This is a genomic window from Novosphingobium sp. PhB55, from assembly GCF_004368805.1.
Classification (GTDB): Bacteria; Pseudomonadota; Alphaproteobacteria; order Sphingomonadales; family Sphingomonadaceae; genus Novosphingobium.
Genome location: NZ_SODQ01000002.1, coordinates 571,198 through 592,856, shown reverse-complemented (window position 1 = coordinate 592,856; position 21,659 = coordinate 571,198). Strand labels below are relative to the sequence as shown.

Genomic DNA, 21,659 nt, shown 5'->3' with positions numbered 1-21,659 from the left:
TAGCCATGTTCGATCGTCGTCGGTTTCTGGGATCCGGCACTGCGCTCGCAGCGATGAGTATGCCGTTTGCGCGAAGTGCTTTCGCGGCCGATGCGCCGCTGGATTGCGCGCTGGTCGGCGGCAAGGTCTGGACCGGAACCGGCGCGCGCTCGGACGCGATCGGCATCGTCGGCGACCGCATCGTCGCCGTGGGATCCGATGCGGTGAAAGCGCGCACCAGGGCATCCACCCGAGTGGTCGACCTGGGGGGCGCCTTTGCAATGCCGGCCTTTACCGACAACCACACGCATTTCCTGATGGGCTCCGACACGCTCTCCCAACCGGACCTGCTCAATGTAGGGAACCGCGCCGAGTTCGTGGCCCGCATCGCCGCTGCGGTGCAGGCCCACCCCGGCGACTGGCTGCTCGGCGGATCGTGGGATGAACAGCGGATCGGCGGCGAACTGCCCACGCGCCACTGGATCGATGCGGTCAGCCCGAACACCCCGATCGCGATACCGCGCACCGACCTGCACAGCTTCCTGTGCAACTCGGTTGCCCTCAAGCTGGCCGGCATCACCCGAAACACGCCCGATCCGGCAGGCGGCGTGATCGTGCGCGACGCGAAAGGCGAACCGACCGGCGTGCTCAAGGACAACGCCAAGGCTCTGGTCAAGCGCGTGATCCCGCCGCTGACACACCGACAGCTCGAAGCCTCACTGCGGGGCGGCATCGCGCATGGCCTGAAGTGTGGCATCGCGCAGGTGCATATCCCCGATCCCTTCGATTGGGACTGCTTCGACGCCCTGCGACGCCTGCGCGCCAAGGGCGAGACGGACATGCGCTTCTACAACTTCGTGCCGCTGCGCGATTGGCAGAAAATGGCCGCCCTCGTGAAGGCCGAAGGTCGGGGCGACGACTGGCTGCGCTGGGGCGGCCTCAAGGCTCTGGTCGACGGTTCGCTCGGCGCACGCACCGCGCTGTTCCACGATCCCTACACCGACGATCCACAAACGCGGGGAGTGCGGGTCATGCCGCTCGACGAATTGCGCGAAGCGGTGATCGCCGCCGATCGCGCGGACCTGCATATCACCGTCCACGCCATCGGCGACGAGGCGAACGACGACATCCTCGATCTCTACGCCGAGGCGGAAGCCCTCAACGGCAAGCGTGACCGCCGCTTTCGCGTCGAACATGCCCAGCACATCGCCCCCGCCACGATCCCGCGCTTCGCACGGCAGAAAGTGATCGCCTCGGTCCAGCCCTATCACGCCGTCGACGACGGTCGATGGGCGGTCAAGCGCATCGGCGAAAAGCGCCTCAACGGCACTTACGCTTTCTCCTCGCTGATGAAGAGCGGCGCAACGGTGACCTTCGGTTCGGACTGGCCGGTCGCGCCGCTCAGCCCGATGGCGGGCATCCATGCCGCCGTCACGCGCCGGACCATCGACGGCGCCAACCCGGAAGGCTGGCTGCCCGACCAGAAGGTCTCGGTGGAGCAATCGCTTACGGCCTATACCGTGGCCAATGCCTATGCCGGCTTTCAGGAAGATCGGCTCGGACGGATCGCGCCGGGCTTCCTTGCCGACATCACCGTGCTGGACAGCGATCCCACGACCATCGATTCGGAAAGGTTACTCAAAGTGGAGGTATTGCGCACCATTGTCGGTGGACGGGAACGCTACACGGGAGCCGGCGCATGAGCCGGTGGTCCCCGCGCAATGCCGCCGAAATCGCGGCGCTGGTCGCCCGCCACCCCCTCGCCTGGGTGGTATCGGGTACGCCCTCGTTCCATGCGACGCCGCTGCCGCTGGTAGCGGATCTGGCGGCGGACGGGAGCATCGCCGCGCTTGTCGGCCACTTCGCGCTGGCCAATCCGCAGGTCGAGGCGCTGCGGCAGCAAGCGCGCGCGCTGGTGCTGTTCCAGGGCGCGCAGGGGTACATCTCGCCTGAACTGGTGACGCAGCCGCAATGGGCGCCGACGTGGAATTACGCGGTGGCGCGCTTCGAAGTGGAAATTGCCTTTTCACCCCAGGACAACGGCGAGGCACTCGACCGCCTGATTGCCCATATGGAGGGCTATCGCCCGGACCGCTGGACGGTAGCGAAGATGGGCGAGCGTTACGAGCCGATGAGCCGCCACATCATTGCCTTCCGGGCCACGGTGCTGTCCTGCGAGGCGACCTTCAAGCTGGGCCAGGACGAACGTCCGGAAAGCCTTGCCCAGATACTGGCCGGGCACCCGGATACGGGGCTGGCCGCGGCAATGCGGGAGGCGAACCAGCCGCTGTCCCGGACCTGATCCGGAACGGCTCCGTCAGCCCGCCACCGACCGGAGTACTTCCAGTGCCCCGCGCGCTTCGTGCTGGTCCAAGCTGGCGAAGCCGATACGCAGGCCGCGCGGAGCACTGTCGCGCGTCATGAAAGAGCGGGACGGCGCGAAGCGCAGCCCGGCCGCCGCCGCGCCCGCCTCTATCCGGTCCAGCATGTCCTCCGATGCGAAGCGAAGCCAGAAGGCCAGGCCGCCGGGAGGCATTTCATAGCTCACCCGGTCGCCCAGAGTGGCGTCCAGCGCGGCGGCGAAAGTGGTGCGCCGCTGGGCGTAGATTTGCCGGACCTTGCGGGCGTGGCGGCTCAATTCGCCGCTTTCGATCAGTTCGGCAGCGGCCGTCTCGGTAAGGGTGTTGCCCATGCCGTCCACGAGCGAGACGACATGGGCCAGCGCCTCGATCACCTCCACCGGCGCGGCGATATAGCCGATGCGCAGCGCGGGCAGCAGCAGCTTGGATAGTGAGCCCGCGTAGATAACCCGCCCCGGTGCATAGGCCGCCATCGGCAACAGCGGCTGCGAGGCGAAGTGAAATTCGTGGTCGTAGTCGTCCTCTATCACGGCGAAACCGAACTGACGGGCCAGGTCCAGCAAGCGCAGGCGCCGTTCGGGTCGCAAGGCCACCGTTGTCGGGAACTGGTGGTGCGGTGTCACGAAAACGGCCGCCACGCGGTTGCGGCGGCAGGCCAGTTCCACGTCTTCGAGACATATGCCGTCACGGTCGAGGCCTACCGGCACGATCTTCGCACCGCGCGCTGCGAAGGCAGCGACGGCGGGCTCGTAAGTCAGTTCCTCGACGATCACTGCGTCGCCGGGACGGATCAGCAGGCTGGCGGCGAGGAAGATGCTGTTCTGGCTTCCGCGGGTGATGCAGATGTTCTCCGCCGTCACCGGCAGGCCGCGCTGGCTCTTCAGCATTTCGGCCACGCTTTCGCGCAGGACCGGCGCGCCGCGCGGATCGCGGTATTGCAGGCCGTTTGAGCGCACAAGGCGCTGGGCGGCGGCGCGATAGGCACGGGACAGGAGTTCCACCGGAAACAGTCGCCCATCTGGAGCGCCTTCGTCCAGCTTGAGACCGGGCCCTTCGGGAACTGCCAGCGGGTGCTCCGGGCCGGAGATAAAACGATACTCGGCGCGCGCGGCCTCGCCCGGGCTTTCGGGAGCGGGGGAAGGACCGGGATCGGGCAACGCGGTCGATACCATGGTGCCGCGCGTGCCGGCCGAAGAGAGCCAACCCTGCGCGATCAAATCCTCATAGGCCAGGACCACCGTCTTGCGGTTGATACCCAGGCTGACAGCCAGTTCGCGGCTGCTGGGCAGGTAACTGCCCGAAGTGAGACGGCCGCTTTCGATATCACGGATCACCGCCTGGATGATCTGCATGTAGATGGGTTCGATACGTCCGGCGTCAATGCGTTGACTGAGGCTTATCTGCCAGGGACGCAGCATGGTCAACGGGCAGCAAGCGGACGGTTTTTCATCCGAGACGTGTAGCCAAGCTAGGTGGCTCTTGGCAACTGTTTGCCCAGCGCTGTCTTGTTACCCTTCGGATCGAATATATCGGCTGAAGCGCCGCTGCACTGGCGACGCATCCTGTATCCTAATTCCAAGCTTCGACAAAATTAGGATACAATTAGGATACAGCTTATCGAGATACCGCGAGAAGTCATGCTCCGACACGAACCATTAAATATCTGAGTAGAAAACATTATTGATATCTCTCAGATTTCCTGAGATCCGGTGAAACCTCGAATCTTCTGATAATAAATCAGATCGAGAACTGTTCCTATTCTAGCAAGAACGTGCGTATCCAGGTTTCCGTGGTCATGCCCTGCGCCTGCGATATCGAACGCGTGGAACATCTCATGCTGGACGCCGCCAAGTCGGTAAAGCGCGTCCTGACCGCCCCGCCGCCCACCGTCTGGCTCGACAGTTTCGCCGAGCGCGGCGTCAGCTTCGTGATCCACGTCTGGATCACCGATCCCGAGGAAGGCGTTGGAAATGTGCGGTCCGACGTCTTGAAGGCGCTCTGGCGCCTGATGCGCGAGCAGGGCATCGAAGTCCCCTACCCCCAGCGCGACCTCAACGTGCGCGACACCGAAACGATGCGCGATGTGATCGAAGCGCTGCGTGGAACACACCAGACGCATTCACCCACCGACCCTTCGGTTTCAACCTGATCTCGCCTCTTTCGCAGATGTCCATCAGGCAGATCCGAGCCGCCGCTTCCGCGCGAACAACTGCTGGCCTTGCGGATACCCCGGAGGTTGACGTTCTTGGTCGGGCCTCCGGATTGCGCGCTTCCGGGCCACGCAATGACCAGGGCATCGAATGAGGATAACCCCATTCAATGCCCTTGCCGATAGGCCTCAGCGACGGATGAATTCGAGTATGTCGGGGTTGAGTCTACCGGCGTCGGTCGTCAACATCCCATGCGGCAGCCCCTTGTAGACCTTGAGTTCCCCGCGCTGGAGCAGCCCTATCGAAAGCTCCGCCGAGTCGGCGATCGGGACGATCTGATCGTCGTCGCCATGCATGACGAGTGTGGGGACGGCGATCGCCTTGAGATCTTCGGTGAAATCGGTTTCGGAAAACGCCTTGATGCAGTCGTATTGCGCCTTTGCCGCGCCCATCATGGCCTGGCGCCACCAGTTCTGGACGACAGATTGCACCACACCGCCTTTGCGGCGATTGAAGCCGTAGAACGGGCCGCTGGGAAAATCGACGAAGAACTGCGCACGGTTCGTGGCAAGCTGGCGGCGTAGCTCGTCGAATGCGGAGCGCGGTGCGCCTCCGGGATTGGCAGGCGTCTCTAGCATCAGCGGCGGCACGGCGCCGACGAGGACGGCTTTCGCAACCCTCCCCGGGCGAGCCCGCGCGACATAGCGCGCCGCTTCGCCGCCGCCGGTGGAGTGACCGATGTGTACGGCATTCTTCAGGTTCAGCGCTTCGACCAGGTCAGCCACGTCCGCGGCATAAGTATCCATGTCGTGGCCCTGGTCGGTCTGTACGGAGCGACCGTGACCGCGGCGGTCATGCGCAATCACGCGATAGCCCTGGTCGAGGAAGAACAGCATCTGGGCGTCCCAGTCATCGGCGCTCAGCGGCCAGCCGTGGTGAAAGAAGATGGGCTGCGCACTCTTCGGGCCCCAGTCCTTGTAGAAGATGCGGGTGCCGTCACGCGTCGTAAAGTTGGTCATTGTGGTCTCTCCATGGTCGAGGGGTTGAGCGGGGCCGGTCCCGGCGAACAACGGCCCGCCGGTCAAGACGAATGCGGTGGCGGCCATTCCGCCGAGTACGCCGCGGCGGCTGCAGCAGAACGGCGCGGAAATGCCGTCGCCATTGGGCGAAATCATCGAAAATCTCCCTGTGATGATGGGGTAGATCGTCAGGGCGCGCGTCAGGCCATTGCGATCCAGTGGCGCAGCCAGTCTTCGAAGCTAGTTGGCGCAAACCGGGGGTGGTCGCCGCCCGTGAGCGGCTCGCTTTCGAAATGGGCGCCGAAATAGGGCGCATCGGGATCGACGACGATCCGCCGGCTGTCCTCGTTGGCGGTCAGGATCATCGCGGCGAGGTCAGGCAAAGTGCGACGATCAGGGCCGGCGATCTCCACCACATGGCCGGTCGCAGGCGCGAAGACCATGCGGGACAAGGCATTGGCGACATCGTCGGCAGCGACGGGCTGCATGTGGACGGGCGGCAGCCGCACGGCGTCGCCTTGCCCTCCCGCATCCACGATGTTGTAGATGAACTCGAAAAACGGCGCGGCGCGCAGGATCGTGAAAGGCACGCCGCCGTCCCGCACCAGGCGTTCCTGCGTTCGCTTCGCTCGGAAATAGCCGCCCTCGAGCGCGTCCGCGCCGACCGCCGAGAGCAGGATATGGTGAGCGACCCCGATCTCGCGCTCCAGCGGCATCAGCCTCGATCCGGCCGCCGCGAAAAAGGCCTCCATGGCCGCGGCGTCTTCGTAACCCGGATTGGACACGTCGAAGACGACGGTTGCGCCGGCCAGGGCATCTTCCAGACCGATGCCTGTCGATACATCCACGCCGCGAGACCGGGCGACCACGGCAACGTCGTGCCCGGCGGCTGTCAGGCGCTCGGTGAGCTTTTCGCCGATGAGCCCGGTTCCGCCAACGACTGCGATTTTCATCGAACCATTCCTTTCAGAGGTTTTCGTCTCCGAAAGTAATGATCCCCGTCAGATCAGTGGAACAGACCCAAGATAGACCGCTGTTCTTGTACCGTTACCGCATCGGTACCGACTTCGCGCTCATACCAAGACTCTTGGATTGAAACCCGTCTCCTGCTTTTCGTCATCGCGAGCCCGCGAAGCGGGAGAAGCGATCCAGAGCCACATAAGCCGCCCCTGGATTGCCGCGCGACCTGCGGTCGCTCGCAATGACGAGGGGAGACATGAGTCATTGTCAGAGAACTTTGGTATCAGTCCTGTTCTGGAGACAACTCCACTCCCGGGAGGTTGAACTGCGATCCGGCCTCCAGAGTACGGTGCACGGGGCAGCGCTCCGCCACCTGCTGCAATTCTTCGAGCTGCGCGGCGTCTACTTCGCCGGTAACTTCGATCCTGCGTGAGAAAGTATCGGGCCGATCGCCCTGCCCTGTCTTGTGGTGCTTCACGAAAGTGTGGATGTGGCGGACCGGCCAGTTCTTGCGCGCCGCATAGAGCCGCAAGGTCATCGTCGTGCAGGCTGCGAGCGCGGCAGACAGCAGGTTGTAGGGCGTGGCGCCGCTTCCCATGCCCCCGACTTCGGCAGGTTCGTCGGCAAGGAAATGCGCCTTGCCCGCGCGCATCGCCAGTTGGAACTTGCCCAGGCCCGTCTCGCTCGCTTCGGCGTCGTAAGAGGACGCGGCATCGGCGGGCGCCATCCTCAGGTAGCGCCCAGCCCAGGTGGCGATCATGTCGGCGGCGAATTCGGCGTCCTTCTCCTGAGTCAGCAGATGGTCAGCGCCGTCGAGAGCGATGAAGCTCTTGGGATTCTGCGCCGAGAGATATATCCGCGTCGCGCTTGCCACCGGCACCACGCGGTCGGTCGGGGAATGGAGCAGCAGCAGCGGTCTTCCCAGTTCCGCGATCCTCTTGCCCTGGTCCTGCAGCCGCAGTTCTTCGGCAAGGTGGCGCCCGACGGTGAAGGCCTTGTCCTCGATGGACACGGTGTCACCATCAGCCGACATCCGGGATATGTCGAAAGGCGCCCCAATCGTCGCGACGGCCTCCACCATCGGCAGCGATCCGGCAGCTGCGAGAACGGCCGAGCCGCCAAGGCTATGCCCGACCAGCAGTGACGGCGCCATGCCCTGCACGGCCATCGCGGCCGCCGCATCGAGCAAATCCGCGACGTCCCGCCCCTTTTCAGCAGGTTCGAAGTCGCCCTCGCTGCCGCCAAGACCGGTAAAGTCGAAACGCAGCACGCCGATGCCGGCGCCGGCCAGGCGACGGGCGATCCTCACCGCGGCATGGCTGTCCTTGCCGCATGCAAAACAGTGCGCGAAGATCGCCCAGCCGCGCACGGTGGCGGCGGGCACTTCCAACCGGCCCGCCAATCGCAGGCCCGAGCGGGCGGTGAACTCGAACGGGCGCGTCGGCATCGGCATTCCATTTCCACAAGAGGCAAGCGGGCCGGCAGCGGCGACTCGCCGCCCCGATCACCCTTCCTCGCGCATGTTCTTCGGCATGACCATGCCTTCCGAGCGCAGCGTCGTCTTCACGCCTTCGCGCTCCCCGATGCGCCGACGCAAGGCGATCAGCCGTTCGGGAATTTCGACACCGAAGCGCGCGGCCCAGAGGGTCATGACGAAGACGTAGAGATCCGCGACCGTCGGGCGCGCGCCGAACAGGTAGTCGCTCACCATGCCGCTCTCGACCTGCTGAAACAGGGCCGTGAGCCTGGCGCTGGCAGCAGCCTTCTCTTCCTCGGTGCCGCCGTGCCAGAACGGCTTGAATCCCTTGTGGATCTCGGTCGCGACCAGGGAGAGCACTTCCAGCAGCCGCGTCCGCCCCAGCGCATCCTCCAGGCCGTAAGCCGGGTAGAGCGTGGAGAGGTAGTAGAGCACGGCGACGTTCTCGGTAATGACCTCGCCGTCATCCAGCACCAGCGCCGGGACGTAGCCCTTGGTGGTCACCCGATTGAAATCGCCGCCGCTGGCCGTGACTTTCGTCTTGAGATCGACACTCTCGCTGTCGAACGGCTCGCCCACCTCGGTGAGCACGATGTGCACGGCAAGACTGCAGGCCCAAGGACAATAATAGAGCTTCATGGTCATATCTCCCAAAAGGGACGGCCGGAGCACCGCCTGCGGCAGCACTCCGGCCATCGACGCGGCAGGCGGTCAGGCGGTGACCGGCGTCTCCACCGGATGTACGGCGCGCAGGCCGATCTGGACCTTGTTCCAGAAGTTGATCGCCGCGACGGCGACGGTCAGGTAGGCGATTTCCTTGTCCTCGAACTGCGCCTTCAGCATCGCATAGGCATCGTCCGGCGCGTGGGTCTTGGCGATTTTGGTGAGCGATTCCGTCCAGTTGAGCGCGGCACGCTCGCGTTCGGAGAACAGCGGGGAATCGCGCCAGGCGTCCAGCAGGTGGATGCGCATGTCGCTCTCTCCGTTCTTCACCGCATCCTTGGCATGCATGTGGATGCAGAAGGCGCAGCCGTTGATCTGCGAGGCGCGCAGCTTCACCAGTTCGAGCAGGCCATGCTCGATGCCGGCATCGTCGATCGCCTTTTCCACGGCCATCATGCCTTTCATGGCATCGGGCGCGGCCTGGAAGATGTTCATACGTGGTGTCATCGATAATCTCCTTCAGTTGCGGTTTTGGTGGGATCGAGAATGGCGCAGGCCGTGATCGCCAAGCCGAGCAGGGCGGGCAGGCTCACGGCGGGAAAATCGCGCAGGATGGCGGAGGGCCCGCAGATGCCCACGGCTACTTCCCAGTAGTGGAACAGCGCGTGGCCCAGCAGCCAGACCGTCGCGCCGCCCCAGCAGACGGTGCGATATTGCGGCCTTGCGGCCCCGATCAGGAACGCCGCTCCCAGGAACAGGAAGACCAGCCCGATGTCGCGGATGAAATGCTGGTTGAAGGGGCCGGTGGTGGTGACGCCGGGAACGGCGAAATACCAGGCGGAGGGCGCATAGAGCATGAAGGCTCCGTTCGCGAGCGCCAGGAGCCCGAGCAGCAGGGCAATGATCGCGCAGCTTCTCATGAGCATGACGGGGCCTTTCGTTGCGGGGATTGATCCAGGGATGGGGCGGCAATGGGACGGACACGCACAGGCACGTCCCATGGCACGATCACCGCTTGGGCGGCGGCGGTACGTTGGCCAGCCACCAGTCGAATGCCGTCTCACCCAGCCGCGCGCCCGGAGCCGGCAGCAGCGCATCGTCGCTCAGGCGAATGCCGTAATACCGGGCCTCGGGATCGCGGACGACAGGGTGCGGGTCCTTGTCGAAGGCGAGCACGCGCGCCACGATCTCGTCGAGGTGGAACTTCTCCGGCCCGGCGATCTCCACCATGCCGCCCGCCGGCTTGTCGAGCGCGACGGCAGCCACGGCGGCAGCGACATCGTCGGCGGCCATGGGCTGGATCCAGGCATGGGGCAGGCGAACCTCATCGCCGACGATCGCCGACTGCGCGATGCCGCGCAGGAATTCCATGAACTGCGTGGCATGGACGATGGTGAAGGGAATGCCGCTCTCGCGGATCGCCGTCTCCTGAACCTGCTTCGCGCGGAAATAGCCGCTTTCCTGAAGCCGATCCGTCCCCACCACCGAAAGCGCGATGTGGTGCCTGACCCCCGCCGCGATCTCCGCAGGCATGAGGTTGGCGGCCGCCTTCTGGAAGAAGTCCATGGCCACCTGATCGTCGAAGGACGGCGAGTTGGCGAGATCGACCAGGACCTCGCAGCCGACCAGCGCTTCGGCCAGGCCTTCTCCGGTCAGGGTGTTTACGCCCGTGTTCGGGGCGGCGGCCAGGACATCGTGCCCCGCCTGCGCAAGCCTTGCCACGACCTTGGAGCCGATCAATCCCGTTCCACCGATGACGACGATCTTCATCGTGCTGTCCTTTCCTTGCATGTGCAGATGCCGGTCGATCCGACGAGCAAAGGGATAAGGGAGCGGGAATGCCGCCGGCAGGACCGAGACAGGCAAATGACGATGTACCAACCGGGCTTGGTACAGGCGCTTGCCGCCATCTCGGGACTTAACCGGAGCGGCTCCATGCGATCATTGTGGCGCCGTGGCCGAAGCGGCAGCCGGCGATGGACTATCGCCATCCCCACAACGGGCGCTGCAAATCCGCCAACCCCCGAAGCCCCACACCTGGGGGAGCCGTGTCAATCGGACGCGACAGGGATGATGAACGCAGGGGTTTTTCCGATTTCACCCTGCGGCCAACGAATTGGCAGGCGAGCATCCCACCTGTCCGGCTCCTCACTTTCCCTTTCATCCACACCCGGAGTTAGCGATGTCCATGCCCCGATCTGCGATTTCCGATCACAAGGCCGTTGCGTCCACGCAGCAATTGCGCAGCGAGCAGGCCGCGCTGCGATCCCATGCTCTGCCCATCATGATCGGCGGCATGACACATGAGCTGCGCAACCGCGTCCAACTGCTGACCAGCACGATCGATATCCTGAAATCGGCCGCCAGACTGGAACCGGACGAAATTGCCAGCGTGATCGACGACGCGGCCGAGGGAGTCAGCCAGATCGGCCGCATGGTCAGGGCATTCCTTCAGTTCGCTGCGCCCGAGGCGCGCACCGACGAAACGGTGGACCTCTGCACCCTGCTCGAAAGCTGCCAAAGGCGTCTGCAATGGTTGGTGAAGGACAATGTGACTCTGGCGGTACATGCGGCGCCGGACCTTCCGAACCTGCGCTGCAACCCGTGCCGGCTGGAGAACGTGATCGTCGATCTCGTCCTCAACGCCGACAGCGCCATTGCCGAGCGCGGCCTGATCGTGATCGCGGCCAAGCGCACGGCCGCAGACAGCATCATGCTCGAGGTGGCGGACAGCGGCACGGGAATGACCCGCGAAGTCCAGGCTCAGGCCTGCGAGGCCTATTTCACCACCAAGCTTGACGGAACCGGGCTCGGCCTCGTGAACGTCCACCGCTTCGCCCGGGACCTTGACGGCGCCTTGACCATCGACAGCCACCATGGCGAAGGCACCACCATCCGCCTGATCCTGCCGGCGGAGCGCATCGAGCCTGATGTGCGGCGAAATGACGAATGGCTGGACCAGGCCCTTGCCGACAGCTTCCCCGCCAGCGATCCGCTGCCCTATTAGCTGTTAACCCGGCCGATCCTGTACGCCCGGAATCGTCACTTCCACCTTGGCGCCGCCATCGGCCCGGTTCGAGATCTCGATGCGCCCCTGATGGGCTGAAATGATGGATTCGCAGATCGACAGGCCGATGCCCATGCCTCCGTCCTTGGTGGAGAAGAAGCCGTCGAAGATCCGTTCGAAGTGTTCCGGCGCGATGCCCGGTCCATTGTCGCAGATCACCACCACCGCCGTCCCGTCCTGGTTCGTGCGGGTGACCACGATGATATGGCGTCCACCAAGGTGTTCGCCGGTTTCCAGCGCCTGCGCGGCATTCAGGAGGAGGTTGACCAGGACCTGCTGGAGTTCGACCCGGTCACCCAGCACGCGCGGAGAAACCTTTGCCAGCGTCATGCTGAGCGCAATCGACCGGTTCTCGATATCGTGGCGGACGAAGAGCAAGGCTTCCTCGACAATGGCATTGAGATCGACGACCGTCCGCTCCGGCCGCCGTTTGGCCGCCATTCCCCGGATCCGCTGGATGATGTCACCGGCGCGCCGGGCGTTGGCTGCAATCCGCGAGGTCAGGTGCTGTATCTTGCTCAGATCGGGGGCGCCGCGCCCCAGCCAGCGCAAGCTCGCATCGGCATTCGTAACGATCGCGGCGAGGGGCTGGTTCACCTCATGGGCTATCGATGTCGTCAGCTCGCCAAGCGTGTAGATCCGCGCGGCATGGGTGAAATCGGCCTGGATCTGGCGGAGCTGTGCCTCGGTCTGTAGCCGGGCGGTCACGTCCTCCAGGCTGATCATGGTGATATCGAGGAGTTCGGGCGCAGTGGGATAAGTGACCGAGATGCGCACGTCGCGCAGTTCTCCATCGTGACGCGCGATACGGGTAATTTCGGTATAGGAGCGTTTGCCTTTGAAATGGGCGTTCATCACGCGCCGCGCGGTGTCCTGTGCCTGGGAGAACAGATACTCCACCGAGGTCAGCAGCGGCGCCGGATCGTCCAGGCCGAACAGGCTCATGGCATAGTGGTTTGCATCGGTTACGCGCACCGCCTCGCACGAGAACGCGACCAGTTCGGGATGGGCATCGAGGTACGCGAACAGGTCCGTCACCCCTTCCGTCCTCAGCCGGCTCCATATCGGCTCCATGGCCGTGGCATCGACCTGCAGGAGCGCAAACGGCAAGTGATGGATCAGCCTGCGAAAGCGCGCCTCGCTCGTCCACAACTGGTAATAAGTGCGGTTCTGCTTCAACTGGCCGGAGACCGAGAAGAACACCTCGTCCCGGTCCCCTTCGTCCCGCCAGACCGAAAGCGAGGGACGGTCGAGGACCAGCGAGCGGACTTCGCGCACCTCCCTGCCCGCCGCAGGCTTCCGCCGGGCCAGGGCCGCTATGGCATCTGCCAGTTCCGGTTGGCTTTCGGGCGGCCAGACTTCGGCAAGCGATTGGCCCGCAATTCCGCCGCGCGCCGAGTAAGGCACGATCAGATGGACCGCCGCTTCGTTGAGATCGACGACCCGCGTTCCGGAAAGGAGCGAAACCGTGCCGTCCAGGCCAATAGATTGCTCAAGCTGCGCCGCCTCAAACAAAGGGCGAAGCGCGGAGATATCGATGCGGAAGCACGGCAGCTCCATGCCATGAATATCGCTCGCGGCGGGGAATGCAGGCCGCTCTGGGTGTTGAGGGCCCTGCTTCATGTCATCTGGCATCCGTACGGGGATCGGAACCCGAACCGCTCAACGCGCGCTCAAGGCTCGCGAGCATCATCGCATCGTCGACCGGCTTCATGAGATAGGCGCAGGCCCCACCTGCCACGGCTCTCTGGCGGCTGTGTTCATCCATGGCCGAAGTAAGGACGATCACCGGTGTCCCTGCGCCAAGCTCCTTCAAGCGATCGATCACGTCCAGCCCGTTGATCTCCGGCATGCGGATGTCGGTGATGACGCAGTCGAACCGGCCAGACGGAAATGCCGCAAGAAACGCGCTTCCCCCTTCGAAGGGACGGCAGACGAAGCCCATCACTTCAAGCAGTTCGCACAAGGCTTCACGGACGTCCTCATCGTCATCGATAATCGCAACTGTCGGGGCGGATGCCAAAGAAATACCCTTGTGGTTCGGGCCTGCGGCCGCCCTTCCAATTTGCCGCCAAACCGCCCGGGATTATAACTATACCAAGGTCTAGGTCCGTACCGCTTCCCGCAACTCCGTGGGCAGACTTTCCCAGGCGCGGATCAGTTCTCCGAGCGAAGCGGCCTCCATTTTCTTCATCACATTGCCGCGATGGAGTTTCACCGTGATCTCACTGATGCCGAGATCGTAGGCGATCTGCTTGTTGAGACGGCCGCGAGCGACTTCGCGCAGCACCTGTTCCTCGCGCGGGGTCAGGCTCTGGAAGCGCTCCACATGCCGCCGTACGCGCGCGCGCTCGGCGCTCTGGGCAATATCGCGCTCGATACCGGCGGTTACCGCATCGATCAGCGTCTGGTCGCGCACCGGCTTCGTCAGGAAGTCCACGGCGCCGGCTTTCATGGCCTGGACGGACATAGGGATATCGCCATGCCCGGTCAGGAAGACGATCGGCTTGGCATTGCCCGCCGCGACCAGATGATGCTGAAGATCGAGGCCGCTCGCCCCCGGCATTCGCACATCGAGTATCAGGCAGCAGGGCCGGTCGGGGAGCGGTACCGCCAGAAGTTCCCGGGTGGAGGCATAACAGGCCGCCTCGATCCCGACCGAGAGCATGAGTTCGGCGATGGCCATGCGGATTTCCTCGTCATCGTCGACCACGATGACCAGCGGCTGTCCCGCGGCAATTGCGATGTCCATCATGTGCCCTCTCCCGCCCGCTGGGCCGGCTGCGCCTTGCGGTTCTCGAACCAGTCGCTGACGGAAGCCGAAAACGTATCGGGCGCCTTGGTCGCAACGGAGGCGGATATCTGGGCGAGCGTCTGCGCCGCCAGCGAACTGCGCATCGCCTTTTCGGCTTGCAGCATCGCGGCATGGATCGAACAGACGCCGTGGTCGGCCCAGGCCGGTCGCTCCGGCTGGAAGAGGGCGCAGCGCCCCCGCACTTCCTGGCAATCGAACAGCGGCTTGCGCCCCTCGATCGCGTCGACAACATCAAGCAGGGTTATCTCTTCGGGCGGACGTCCCAATCGGAAGCCGCCGCGGGCGCCCTCGAAAGCACGGACGATTCCTGCTTTCTCCAGCTTGGCCAATACCTTGAGGAGATAGCTGGGAGGAATGCCCTGAAACGCTGCCAAATCCCGGCCGCTGCGCGGTCGATCGCTCTCGCCCACCAGCCAGAGGAGCGAGTGCATGCCATATTCCACGCTGACGGTAATGTGCGCCATAACGTGGATCATACGAGTCCACGTTATGGCGCACAAGTCCTAGAGCAGCGCCATCCCTCCATCGACGCGAAGATTTATGCCCGTTACGAAGCTGCTCTCGTCCGAAGCGAGGAACAGCGCCGCGCGGGCCAGTTCGTCCGGTGCGCCGAGCCGCCCAAGCGGAATCGCCGCCGACATCCCGGCTATGAAACCCTCCAATTCCGCCTCCGGGACACCCAGCCTTTCGATGATGGCGGTATCGGTGGGTCCGGGGCTCAGCATGTTGACCCTGATGCCCCGGCCGCTCAGTTCCACGGCCCAGCTGCGGGCAAAGGCGCCCAGCGCCGCCTTGGTCCCGGCATAGACCGCATGGCCCGCCAGCACCCGCTCGCTGGCGAGGGAGCCGACCACCACGACGGATGCGCCGTAGCGCAGCAAAGGCGTGATCTTCTGGACGCCGAAAAACGTGCCGCGCGTGTTGATACCGAATTGCTGATCGAATTCGGCGACCGTCACCTCGTGAGCAGGCGTGATCGTGTTGACGCCGGCATTGGCGACATAGATGTCAGCCCCGCCGAACGCCTGGCGCACGATACGGGCCACATCGTCGTGATGCGCCAGATCGGCAATGTCGCCCTGGATGGCCACGGCGCCATCGCCGATCTCCCGCAGGGCTGCATCAAGGGCGTCCTGACGGCGGCCCGTAATCACCACGCGGGCGCCGTGTTCCACGAAAAGCCGCGCCGTGGCGAGACCGATGCCGCTGCTGCCTCCCGTGACGACGGCAACTTTGCCTTGCAGCCTGCTCATGTCCGAATGCTCCTTTATTCGCTGTGAAAGCCGATCCTGCGGTGCGTGCCGTCGCAGAACGGCTTGGTGCTGCTGCCGCCGCACCGGCACAGCCGCGTCTCCGTGACGCGCGACACGATCCGCCCCGTACCGCTGACGATTTCCAGATTGCCGGCTATGTGCAGCGGACCATCCGTTTCGGGCGCTATCGCCAGCGGCCCATCGCGAACCGCCAGCGCCTGGCTTTCGCGCGTGTCGGGTTCGCCGGAGGCCTGGAAACCGGAAGCGACATGCGATTTGTCGCACCAGGGCTTGCGGCGCGATGCTCCGCACCGGCAGAGGGCAGCGCGGTAGCCGTCGGACCCGCCATCGATCGCCAGCTGCGCGCGCACGGCATAAGGTCCGTTTTCGCGCACGGCGATGAGGTTGACCTGAGGTGCCGGTTCATTGTGGCCGTCCTTGCGGCTGTATTGCAGCGCGCCCGAGGGACATTCGCGAATGACGGCGCTGACCAGTTCCGGGTCGGTCGCATCGGGGAAAATCCAGTCCCCGGCACGATCGGCCAGAAAACTGTCTGGCGCTCGGGTCACGCACATGCGGGAATGAATGCAGCGTCGCCCCTCGAAGCTGACGGTCATGGCCTTTCCCTCGGTCACTGTGACACGCTCGTGGGCGATGGCGGCGGCGTCCCTTTGAGACGCTGCACCATCTTGTCGAGCAAGGCCGACGCGCTGTGGCAATGCGGATCGCTCTGGTCGAGGCTTGCCGCCACGGCAGCAAGCTCTTCCACCCGCTCGACGTAAAACCGCCGCGCGGAGGGGCCATGCGGAAGCGCGGCAGCGTTGCGCAGCGCCGTGAAGGTGATTCCGGCGTTCACGCCCGGATGGGAAGCCCCCGCCGGAAGCCGCGCGGCGCGTGCCGCGACATGGGCGATGCCGTGCATCAGGCCGATAGCGCACCCCGCGTAAAGGGCTTTTTCCGAATCCTGCGCCGGGATCAGGTAAGTTCCGCCCAGCAGCCGCAGCGCCAGGGCATAGATGGCATTGGCGAGATCCACCGTCGCCACCGCCTCTGGATCTTCCAACCACACGCGCCCCTCGGGACGCGGCGGTTTGCGCAAGACCGGATTCTCGGCGCAGGGCCATGCCGGAGCGAAGGCCGGATTGCGTGCCGTCAGTTCGCGCAGTTCATCGCGCACCGCAACGAAGCGCTGGAAATGCGAACCATCGACATGCTCCGGCGCGCCCTCCCCTTCCTCGACAATGCGCTTCAGCGCCGCCAGCGCGCTTTCAAGCCCCGTAACCGGATCGCCGGCCATCCCGACTTGCGCCGAGGTCAGTTGAAGCCCGGGATCGCCGCAAAACACCTGCGCTTCCCCAAGCTGGCCGACAAGCCGGCGAAGCTCGTCCTCCAGCGTCTCGTAGAAGATGCCGATGGTCGCATAGTCATAGCCTGCGGGCGTGAGCCTGGGCGGCACCGGCGTCCGGCTGGGCCCCGCCGTCTCGAAGCCCGCGCCATCCGGTTCGTCGGAACTTTGCGGCCGTTCGAGATGGATGAAATGCTGGATGACCTCGTCACCGAAAGGCGCCAGTTTTACGGAAATGCCCGCCGGCAGATAGCCCGGTGACAAGGGGAAGTTCGTGCGGCCAAACTGCGGTGCCCCGCCGAGCGCTGCGGTAATATTCCAGACCGCGACCAGATGGTTCATCTCGTCGATCGCGACGTCGAGAATGACGCGCCGCCAGCGCGCGACGGCCTCGGCTTCCTGCGCGGAAAGGCCTTCCCCTTCGCCGTCCTTCAGGCTGAACGCCGCGTAGAGGTAAGTGCACATAAGGTTCTGCTCCAGCTCGGCCGCCTCATAGAGGGCGTGCATGAGCTTTTCGCGGCTCGCCGGTGGGGCGCTCTGGATGTCCTGCATGTCTGTTCGATGCCGATGCTGCCGAATGGGAGCATGAAGGGTAACGGCCGCGACGGAGGCAAATGCAGGCGCGAGATCCGACAATCCACCTGTACCAAGCCATCCCGAGGCCAGCACAGCCTAGACCTTGGGATAGGGCATGCTCGGCTCGACAGTGCACAATTGTACACATAGCCTGCAAAGCCTGTTCCAAGATAAACCAGCACCATGAGGTGATGACGTGGATGCACTAACCCATCCGGCGACGCTTGCGTTCGCCATCGACCGGGCACGGCCCGTACCCCTGACGACACAGATCACCGCCACTTTGCGCACGGCCATTCTCGATGGCCAGCTTGAGCCCGGCGCGCGGCTTCCCTCCTGGCTCGACCTTGCGGCGCAACTGGGCGTTTCGCGAGGGACCGTAAAAGCGGCGTATGAAAGCCTGGAAGACGAATTTCTCGTGGTGCCCTCCGGCGCTGCCGGCACCCGCGTTGCGCAGCTCCGTGCTTCCAACGCATCGGCCGCGCCGGCCCCCGAACCCATTCGGATCGCGCCGCCGCTCAGCGAAATCGAACACGGCTTCTTCCAGCGCCCGCTGCCGTTCCAGATGGGTGTGCCGGCACAGGATGCCTTTCCCGCCAAGCTTTGGGCCCGGCTCAGAACCCGAGCGGTCAGAGAGGACGCCGGCGCTCCGGTCGGCGTTCCCGATCCGCGCGGCCGCCCGGAACTGCGCGCCCAGATCGCGGCCAATCTCGCGATCACCCGCGGCATCCATTGCCATCCCGATCAGGTGATCCTGACCAGCGGCTACAAGAACGGCCTCTGCCTGACCTTGCTCGTCCTGCAATTGCAGGGCCGCCGGGCATGGGTAGAAGACCCCGGCTATCCGATTGCGCGCATGGCACTGGAATTCGCGGGTCTGGATATCGTCCCCGTTCCGGTGGACGGCGAGGGGCTCGATATCGCCAGCGGCATGGCGCTGGCTCCCGATGCCGCCGTTGCCATCGTCACCCCCGGCCAGCAGGCGCCAACGGGCGTGACCATGTCGAACCGCCGCCGCAAGGAACTGATCGCCTGGGCCGAGCGGCATGGCGGGTGGATCGTCGAGGACGACTATCTCAGCGAACTGCAACTCGGCGGACGCGCCGCACCGGCCCTGATGGCGGGCGACAGGTCCGAGCGGGTGATCCACGTCGGAACCTTCGGCAAGACGCTCAGCCCTGCCCTGGGACTTGGCTTCGTCGTGGCGCCATTATCCCTGGCCGAGCGCTTTGGAGAAGTGGCGGCATGCCTCAATCCCGCCCCCAACCTGACGACCCAGCTCGCCGTTGCCGACTTTATCGCGGACGGTCATTTCCTGCGCCACTTGCGGCAGATGAAGGCGCTCTACAAAGCGCGGCGCGATGGTCTTCGGGATCGGTTGGCCGGGCACGACGCACCGGAATCGTTCGCCGGCCTGGCAATGGTGCTACGGCTACCGAAGGGTGTGGACGATGTCGCGCTCAGCCGTGAGGCTGTCCGCCACGGCATTGCGCCCGCGCCGCTTTCCGTCTGGCGCCACGACCGCAGCAAGGCCGATCCCGGCCTGCTCCTCTGCGTGACCAACCTGCGCGGAAATGTCCTGGATCGCGCCTGCGACACGCTGGAACGGCTGATCGCCGGGCTCGCACCTCCAGACACGAGCCTGTCCACTCTCGTCGAGGCATGAACCATGAAACTGCTGCACGTCGACGCCAGCCCCAAGGGTGACCGCTCCGATTCCCGCGAGTTAAGCCGATATTTTGTGGACCAGCTTCGCTCGCACCTCCCAACGCTGTCGGCCGACCATCTGGATCTTTCGAAGGAGACGCCGCCGCACCCCACCGCACTCTTTGCGGCAGCGACTTACATGCCCCAGCATGAGCGCACGCGTGAGATGGCCGCCGAACTGGCCAGTTCCGATCGCTTGTGCGCCCGGCTGCTGGGCGCCGATGCCCTGCTTTTCGCCATGCCCATGCACAACTGGTCCATGCCTTCCACCTTCAAGGCTTTCATCGACAATATCGTCAGGGCCGGGCTCACGTACCGGACCCGGGACGATGGCGGCTTCGAGGGCCTGCTGTCCGACAAGCCCACGCTGTTCCTGACGACCCGAGGCGTCGATCTGCGACCCGGCTCGCCATTTCAAGGCATGGACGCCCTCACCCCAGCGCTGCGAGCGGCTTTCGGCTTCATCGGCATCGCTGCGCCTCATTTCGTGGATGCGCAGCCTTTGCAGTTTGCCGCTGCCGCTGAACGGTCCGCAGCGCTTGCCTCCGCCCGAAAGGCGTTATCCGATTTGGCGACGCGCTGGGCCGTTTCGATCGACGGTACAGCGGTTTCGCCGAGCCTTGGTCCTGTCGGCTAGCCGGCCCGCTTTTATGCTGGGGCACGGAAAAAGCGGAGAAGAGCGATGCCCGGTAAAGTACATGAAAACATTCGCAAGCTTCGGTTCGAGCTTTCGCTTCCCAATCAAGCCATGGCGATCATCAATTACCGCATCGACGAGGCCGGCCGCCTCGTCCTTCTCCATACCGAAGTTCCCGCGGAATTTTCAGGCCGCGGCATAGGGTCTCACCTTGCCCAGGGAACTTTCGAAATCATCGGCGAGACCTGCCGACAGGCCATTCTCCGCTGCCCTTTCCTCCAGATGTTCTTCCGCAACCATCCCGAATACGCCGGCATCGTCGCCGGCTGAGCAGGAGCGGCCCCTTGAGTTCGTCATTGGCGAGCGGCGTGATGACGATGCCGGGGCTGATCACATTGATGCGGGCACCGCGACGCCCCCAGCGGACCGCTTCCGCCTGCACGCGCAAGCCGTTGCCCCGCTTGGAAAGCTGGCGGTGCGGGCATCGTAGCCCGCATCGCTCAGCACTTTGGCGGCAGTCTCGGCATTTTCGGGCCGCAGATCGGCCAGCAGCACGGTCTTGCCCACGCCGACGCGCCGGGCAATGGCTTGGCAAATAGATCCAGATCCGACAACGACGACGACTCCGCGCATGCCCTTACTCCTTCTCGGGGGCGTCGATACCCGCCATGGCGTTGGCGGCGGGCGTGTAGCGCTCGCCTTCCACTTCAAGACCGGCAAGCGCCGTCTTGATCCGGTCGCGATCCGCTTCGGTCAGTTCCACCGTTGCAGCGCCGAGGTTTTCTTCGAGCCGGTGCAGCTTGGTCGTGCCGGGAATGGGCACGATATAGTCGCGCTGCGCGAGCAGCCATGCGAGCGCGATCTGCGCAGGCGTCGCGCCCTTGTCCGCCGCGATCTGCTTGAGCAGGTCGACGAAGGCCTCATTCTTGGCCAGAGCTTCCGGCTGAAAACGCGGAATAGTGGCACGGAAGTCGCCTTTCTCCAGCTTGGTTCCCGCACTCATCGCGCCGGTGAGGAAGCCTTTGCCGAGCGGGCTGTAGGGTACGAAGCCGATCCCAAGCTCATCACAGGCATCGAGGATGCCATTGGTTTCAGGGGCACGCCACCACAGCGAATATTCGTTCTGGACGGCGCTGACCGGCTGCACGGCATGGGCGCGACGCAGCGTCCGCACGCCCGGCTCCGAGAGACCGAAGGCCTTCGCCTTGCCCTCGACGATCAGGTCGCGGACGACACCCGCGACATCCTCGATCGGCACGGCCGGATCGACACGGTGCTGGTAGATGAGATCGACCGTCTCGACCCCAAGCCGCTTGAGCGAGCGCTCGACATGGCCACGGATGTTCTCCGGGCGGCTCGATACGCCGCGGTTTTCGGATGTCTCCGGATCGATGTCGAAGCCGAACTTGCTGGCGATCACCACCTGGTCGCGGATCGGGCGCAGGGCTTCGCCCACCATGTCCTCATTGGTGAAGGGGCCATAGATCTCGGCGGTGTCGAAGAAGGTGACGCCGCGATCGGCCGCCTGGCGGATCAGGGTGATGCCCTCCTCACGGGTGAGGCGATGGCCATAGCTGAAGTCCAGGCCCATGCAGCCGAAGCCAAGGGCGGATACGGTGAGGCCATCCCGGCCGAGTTTGCGCATCTTCAT

24 protein-coding genes are annotated in these 21,659 nt (G+C 64.6%); 7 read left to right on the top strand and 17 right to left on the bottom strand.

Annotated features, from left to right (window positions below):
- Positions 1–59: 59 nt before the first annotated feature.
- Together EDF57_RS06910 and EDF57_RS06905 are read left to right on the top strand one after the other, a co-directional pair.
- Positions 60–1,682, top strand: coding sequence for an amidohydrolase family protein (locus tag EDF57_RS06910; protein WP_243840931.1), 1,623 nt, complete (start codon positions 60–62; stop codon positions 1,680–1,682).
- A complete protein-coding gene (locus EDF57_RS06905; RefSeq protein WP_134093598.1) occupies positions 1,679–2,281 on the top strand; it encodes an FMN-binding negative transcriptional regulator in 603 nt (200 codons plus the stop codon). Before EDF57_RS06910 ends, EDF57_RS06905 begins: the two co-directional genes overlap by 4 nt.
- Positions 2,282–2,296: 15 nt before the next feature.
- Here EDF57_RS06905 and EDF57_RS06900 read toward each other — a convergent pair whose 3' ends face one another.
- Positions 2,297–3,691 carry a PLP-dependent aminotransferase family protein gene (locus EDF57_RS06900; RefSeq protein WP_243840930.1) on the bottom strand — a complete coding sequence of 465 codons (1,395 nt, stop codon included), beginning with the start codon at positions 3,689–3,691 and terminating at the stop codon, positions 2,297–2,299.
- Positions 3,692–4,110: 419 nt separating this feature from the next.
- Between EDF57_RS06900 and EDF57_RS06895 the strand changes: the two genes are divergently transcribed.
- Positions 4,111–4,488 (top strand): mechanosensitive ion channel domain-containing protein, encoded by a 378-nt coding sequence (locus tag EDF57_RS06895; protein WP_243840929.1) that lies wholly within the window; start codon positions 4,111–4,113, stop codon positions 4,486–4,488.
- Positions 4,489–4,677: 189 nt separating this feature from the next.
- On the opposite strand, the gene EDF57_RS06890 is transcribed toward EDF57_RS06895, so the two are convergent.
- The 7 genes from EDF57_RS06890 to EDF57_RS06860 all read right to left on the bottom strand — a co-directional run bounded on the left by EDF57_RS06890 (position 4,678) and on the right by EDF57_RS06860 (position 10,378).
- Positions 4,678–5,508 carry an alpha/beta hydrolase gene (locus EDF57_RS06890; RefSeq protein ID WP_134093754.1) on the bottom strand — a complete coding sequence of 277 codons (831 nt, stop codon included), beginning with the start codon at positions 5,506–5,508 and terminating at the stop codon, positions 4,678–4,680.
- A gap of 200 nt (positions 5,509–5,708) precedes the next feature.
- The gene (locus tag EDF57_RS06885) at positions 5,709–6,461 is read right to left on the bottom strand and encodes an SDR family oxidoreductase (protein WP_134093596.1); all 753 of its coding nucleotides are present in this window, start codon (positions 6,459–6,461) and stop codon (positions 5,709–5,711) included.
- A 290-nt stretch (positions 6,462–6,751) separates the two neighbouring features.
- Positions 6,752–7,921, bottom strand: coding sequence for a bifunctional alpha/beta hydrolase/OsmC family protein (locus EDF57_RS06880; protein ID WP_134093595.1), 1,170 nt, complete (start codon positions 7,919–7,921; stop codon positions 6,752–6,754).
- A 51-nt stretch (positions 7,922–7,972) separates the two neighbouring features.
- The gene (locus EDF57_RS06875) at positions 7,973–8,584 is read right to left on the bottom strand and encodes a glutathione binding-like protein (RefSeq protein WP_134093594.1); all 612 of its coding nucleotides are present in this window, start codon (positions 8,582–8,584) and stop codon (positions 7,973–7,975) included.
- Between the two features lie 72 nt (positions 8,585–8,656).
- On the bottom strand, positions 8,657–9,115 hold the full coding sequence (locus tag EDF57_RS06870) for a carboxymuconolactone decarboxylase family protein (protein WP_134093593.1): 459 nt from the start codon (positions 9,113–9,115) through the stop codon (positions 8,657–8,659).
- Positions 9,112–9,534, bottom strand: coding sequence for a hypothetical protein (locus EDF57_RS06865; protein WP_134093592.1), 423 nt, complete (start codon positions 9,532–9,534; stop codon positions 9,112–9,114). Before EDF57_RS06865 ends, EDF57_RS06870 begins: the two co-directional genes overlap by 4 nt.
- Before the next feature lie 82 nt (positions 9,535–9,616).
- Positions 9,617–10,378, bottom strand: coding sequence for an SDR family oxidoreductase (locus EDF57_RS06860; protein ID WP_134093591.1), 762 nt, complete (start codon positions 10,376–10,378; stop codon positions 9,617–9,619).
- Positions 10,379–10,790: 412 nt separating this feature from the next.
- Here EDF57_RS06860 and EDF57_RS06855 point away from each other — a divergent pair, with 412 nt between their 5' ends.
- Positions 10,791–11,615, top strand: a complete 825-nt coding sequence (locus EDF57_RS06855) for an ATP-binding protein (protein WP_134093590.1) — start codon at positions 10,791–10,793, stop codon at positions 11,613–11,615.
- Between the two features lie 3 nt (positions 11,616–11,618).
- Here the strand turns inward: EDF57_RS06855 and EDF57_RS06850 are convergent, their stop codons facing one another.
- The 7 genes from EDF57_RS06850 to EDF57_RS06820 all read right to left on the bottom strand — a co-directional run bounded on the left by EDF57_RS06850 (position 11,619) and on the right by EDF57_RS06820 (position 17,640).
- A complete protein-coding gene (locus tag EDF57_RS06850; RefSeq protein WP_166675195.1) occupies positions 11,619–13,235 on the bottom strand; it encodes an ATP-binding protein in 1,617 nt (538 codons plus the stop codon).
- A gap of 64 nt (positions 13,236–13,299) precedes the next feature.
- Entirely contained in the window at positions 13,300–13,698 is a 399-nt protein-coding gene (locus EDF57_RS06845) for a response regulator (RefSeq protein ID WP_134093588.1), read from the bottom strand.
- A gap of 81 nt (positions 13,699–13,779) precedes the next feature.
- Complete coding sequence (locus EDF57_RS06840; protein ID WP_134093587.1) at positions 13,780–14,430, bottom strand: response regulator transcription factor; 651 nt, start codon at positions 14,428–14,430, stop codon at positions 13,780–13,782.
- Positions 14,427–14,954: an Rrf2 family transcriptional regulator gene (locus EDF57_RS06835; RefSeq protein ID WP_134093586.1), complete on the bottom strand. Its 528-nt coding sequence runs from the start codon at positions 14,952–14,954 to the stop codon at positions 14,427–14,429. The genes EDF57_RS06840 and EDF57_RS06835 overlap by 4 nt, the downstream gene beginning before the upstream one ends.
- Before the next feature lie 39 nt (positions 14,955–14,993).
- Complete coding sequence (locus EDF57_RS06830; RefSeq protein ID WP_134093585.1) at positions 14,994–15,743, bottom strand: glucose 1-dehydrogenase; 750 nt, start codon at positions 15,741–15,743, stop codon at positions 14,994–14,996.
- 14 nt (positions 15,744–15,757) lie between these two features.
- A complete protein-coding gene (locus EDF57_RS06825) occupies positions 15,758–16,360 on the bottom strand; it encodes a CDGSH iron-sulfur domain-containing protein (RefSeq protein WP_134093753.1) in 603 nt (200 codons plus the stop codon).
- 14 nt (positions 16,361–16,374) lie between these two features.
- Positions 16,375–17,640: a ferritin-like protein gene (locus EDF57_RS06820; RefSeq protein ID WP_134093584.1), complete on the bottom strand. Its 1,266-nt coding sequence runs from the start codon at positions 17,638–17,640 to the stop codon at positions 16,375–16,377.
- A gap of 220 nt (positions 17,641–17,860) precedes the next feature.
- On the opposite strand from EDF57_RS06820, the gene EDF57_RS06815 reads away from it, so the two are divergent.
- The 3 genes from EDF57_RS06815 to EDF57_RS06805 are packed head-to-tail and all read left to right on the top strand — an operon-like array spanning position 17,861 to position 20,338.
- Positions 17,861–19,330, top strand: a complete 1,470-nt coding sequence (locus EDF57_RS06815; protein ID WP_134093583.1) for a PLP-dependent aminotransferase family protein — start codon at positions 17,861–17,863, stop codon at positions 19,328–19,330.
- Between the two features lie 3 nt (positions 19,331–19,333).
- Entirely contained in the window at positions 19,334–20,008 is a 675-nt protein-coding gene (locus tag EDF57_RS06810; RefSeq protein ID WP_134093582.1) for an NAD(P)H-dependent oxidoreductase, read from the top strand.
- A gap of 45 nt (positions 20,009–20,053) precedes the next feature.
- Positions 20,054–20,338 (top strand): GNAT family N-acetyltransferase, encoded by a 285-nt coding sequence (locus EDF57_RS06805; protein WP_134093581.1) that lies wholly within the window; start codon positions 20,054–20,056, stop codon positions 20,336–20,338.
- Between the two features lie 60 nt (positions 20,339–20,398).
- On the opposite strand, the gene EDF57_RS06800 is transcribed toward EDF57_RS06805, so the two are convergent.
- Both EDF57_RS06800 and EDF57_RS06795 read right to left on the bottom strand, forming a co-directional pair.
- Positions 20,399–20,641 (bottom strand): hypothetical protein, encoded by a 243-nt coding sequence (locus EDF57_RS06800; RefSeq protein ID WP_208324805.1) that lies wholly within the window; start codon positions 20,639–20,641, stop codon positions 20,399–20,401.
- Positions 20,642–20,645: 4 nt separating this feature from the next.
- The gene (locus tag EDF57_RS06795) at positions 20,646–21,659 is read right to left on the bottom strand and encodes an aldo/keto reductase (protein ID WP_134093580.1); all 1,014 of its coding nucleotides are present in this window, start codon (positions 21,657–21,659) and stop codon (positions 20,646–20,648) included.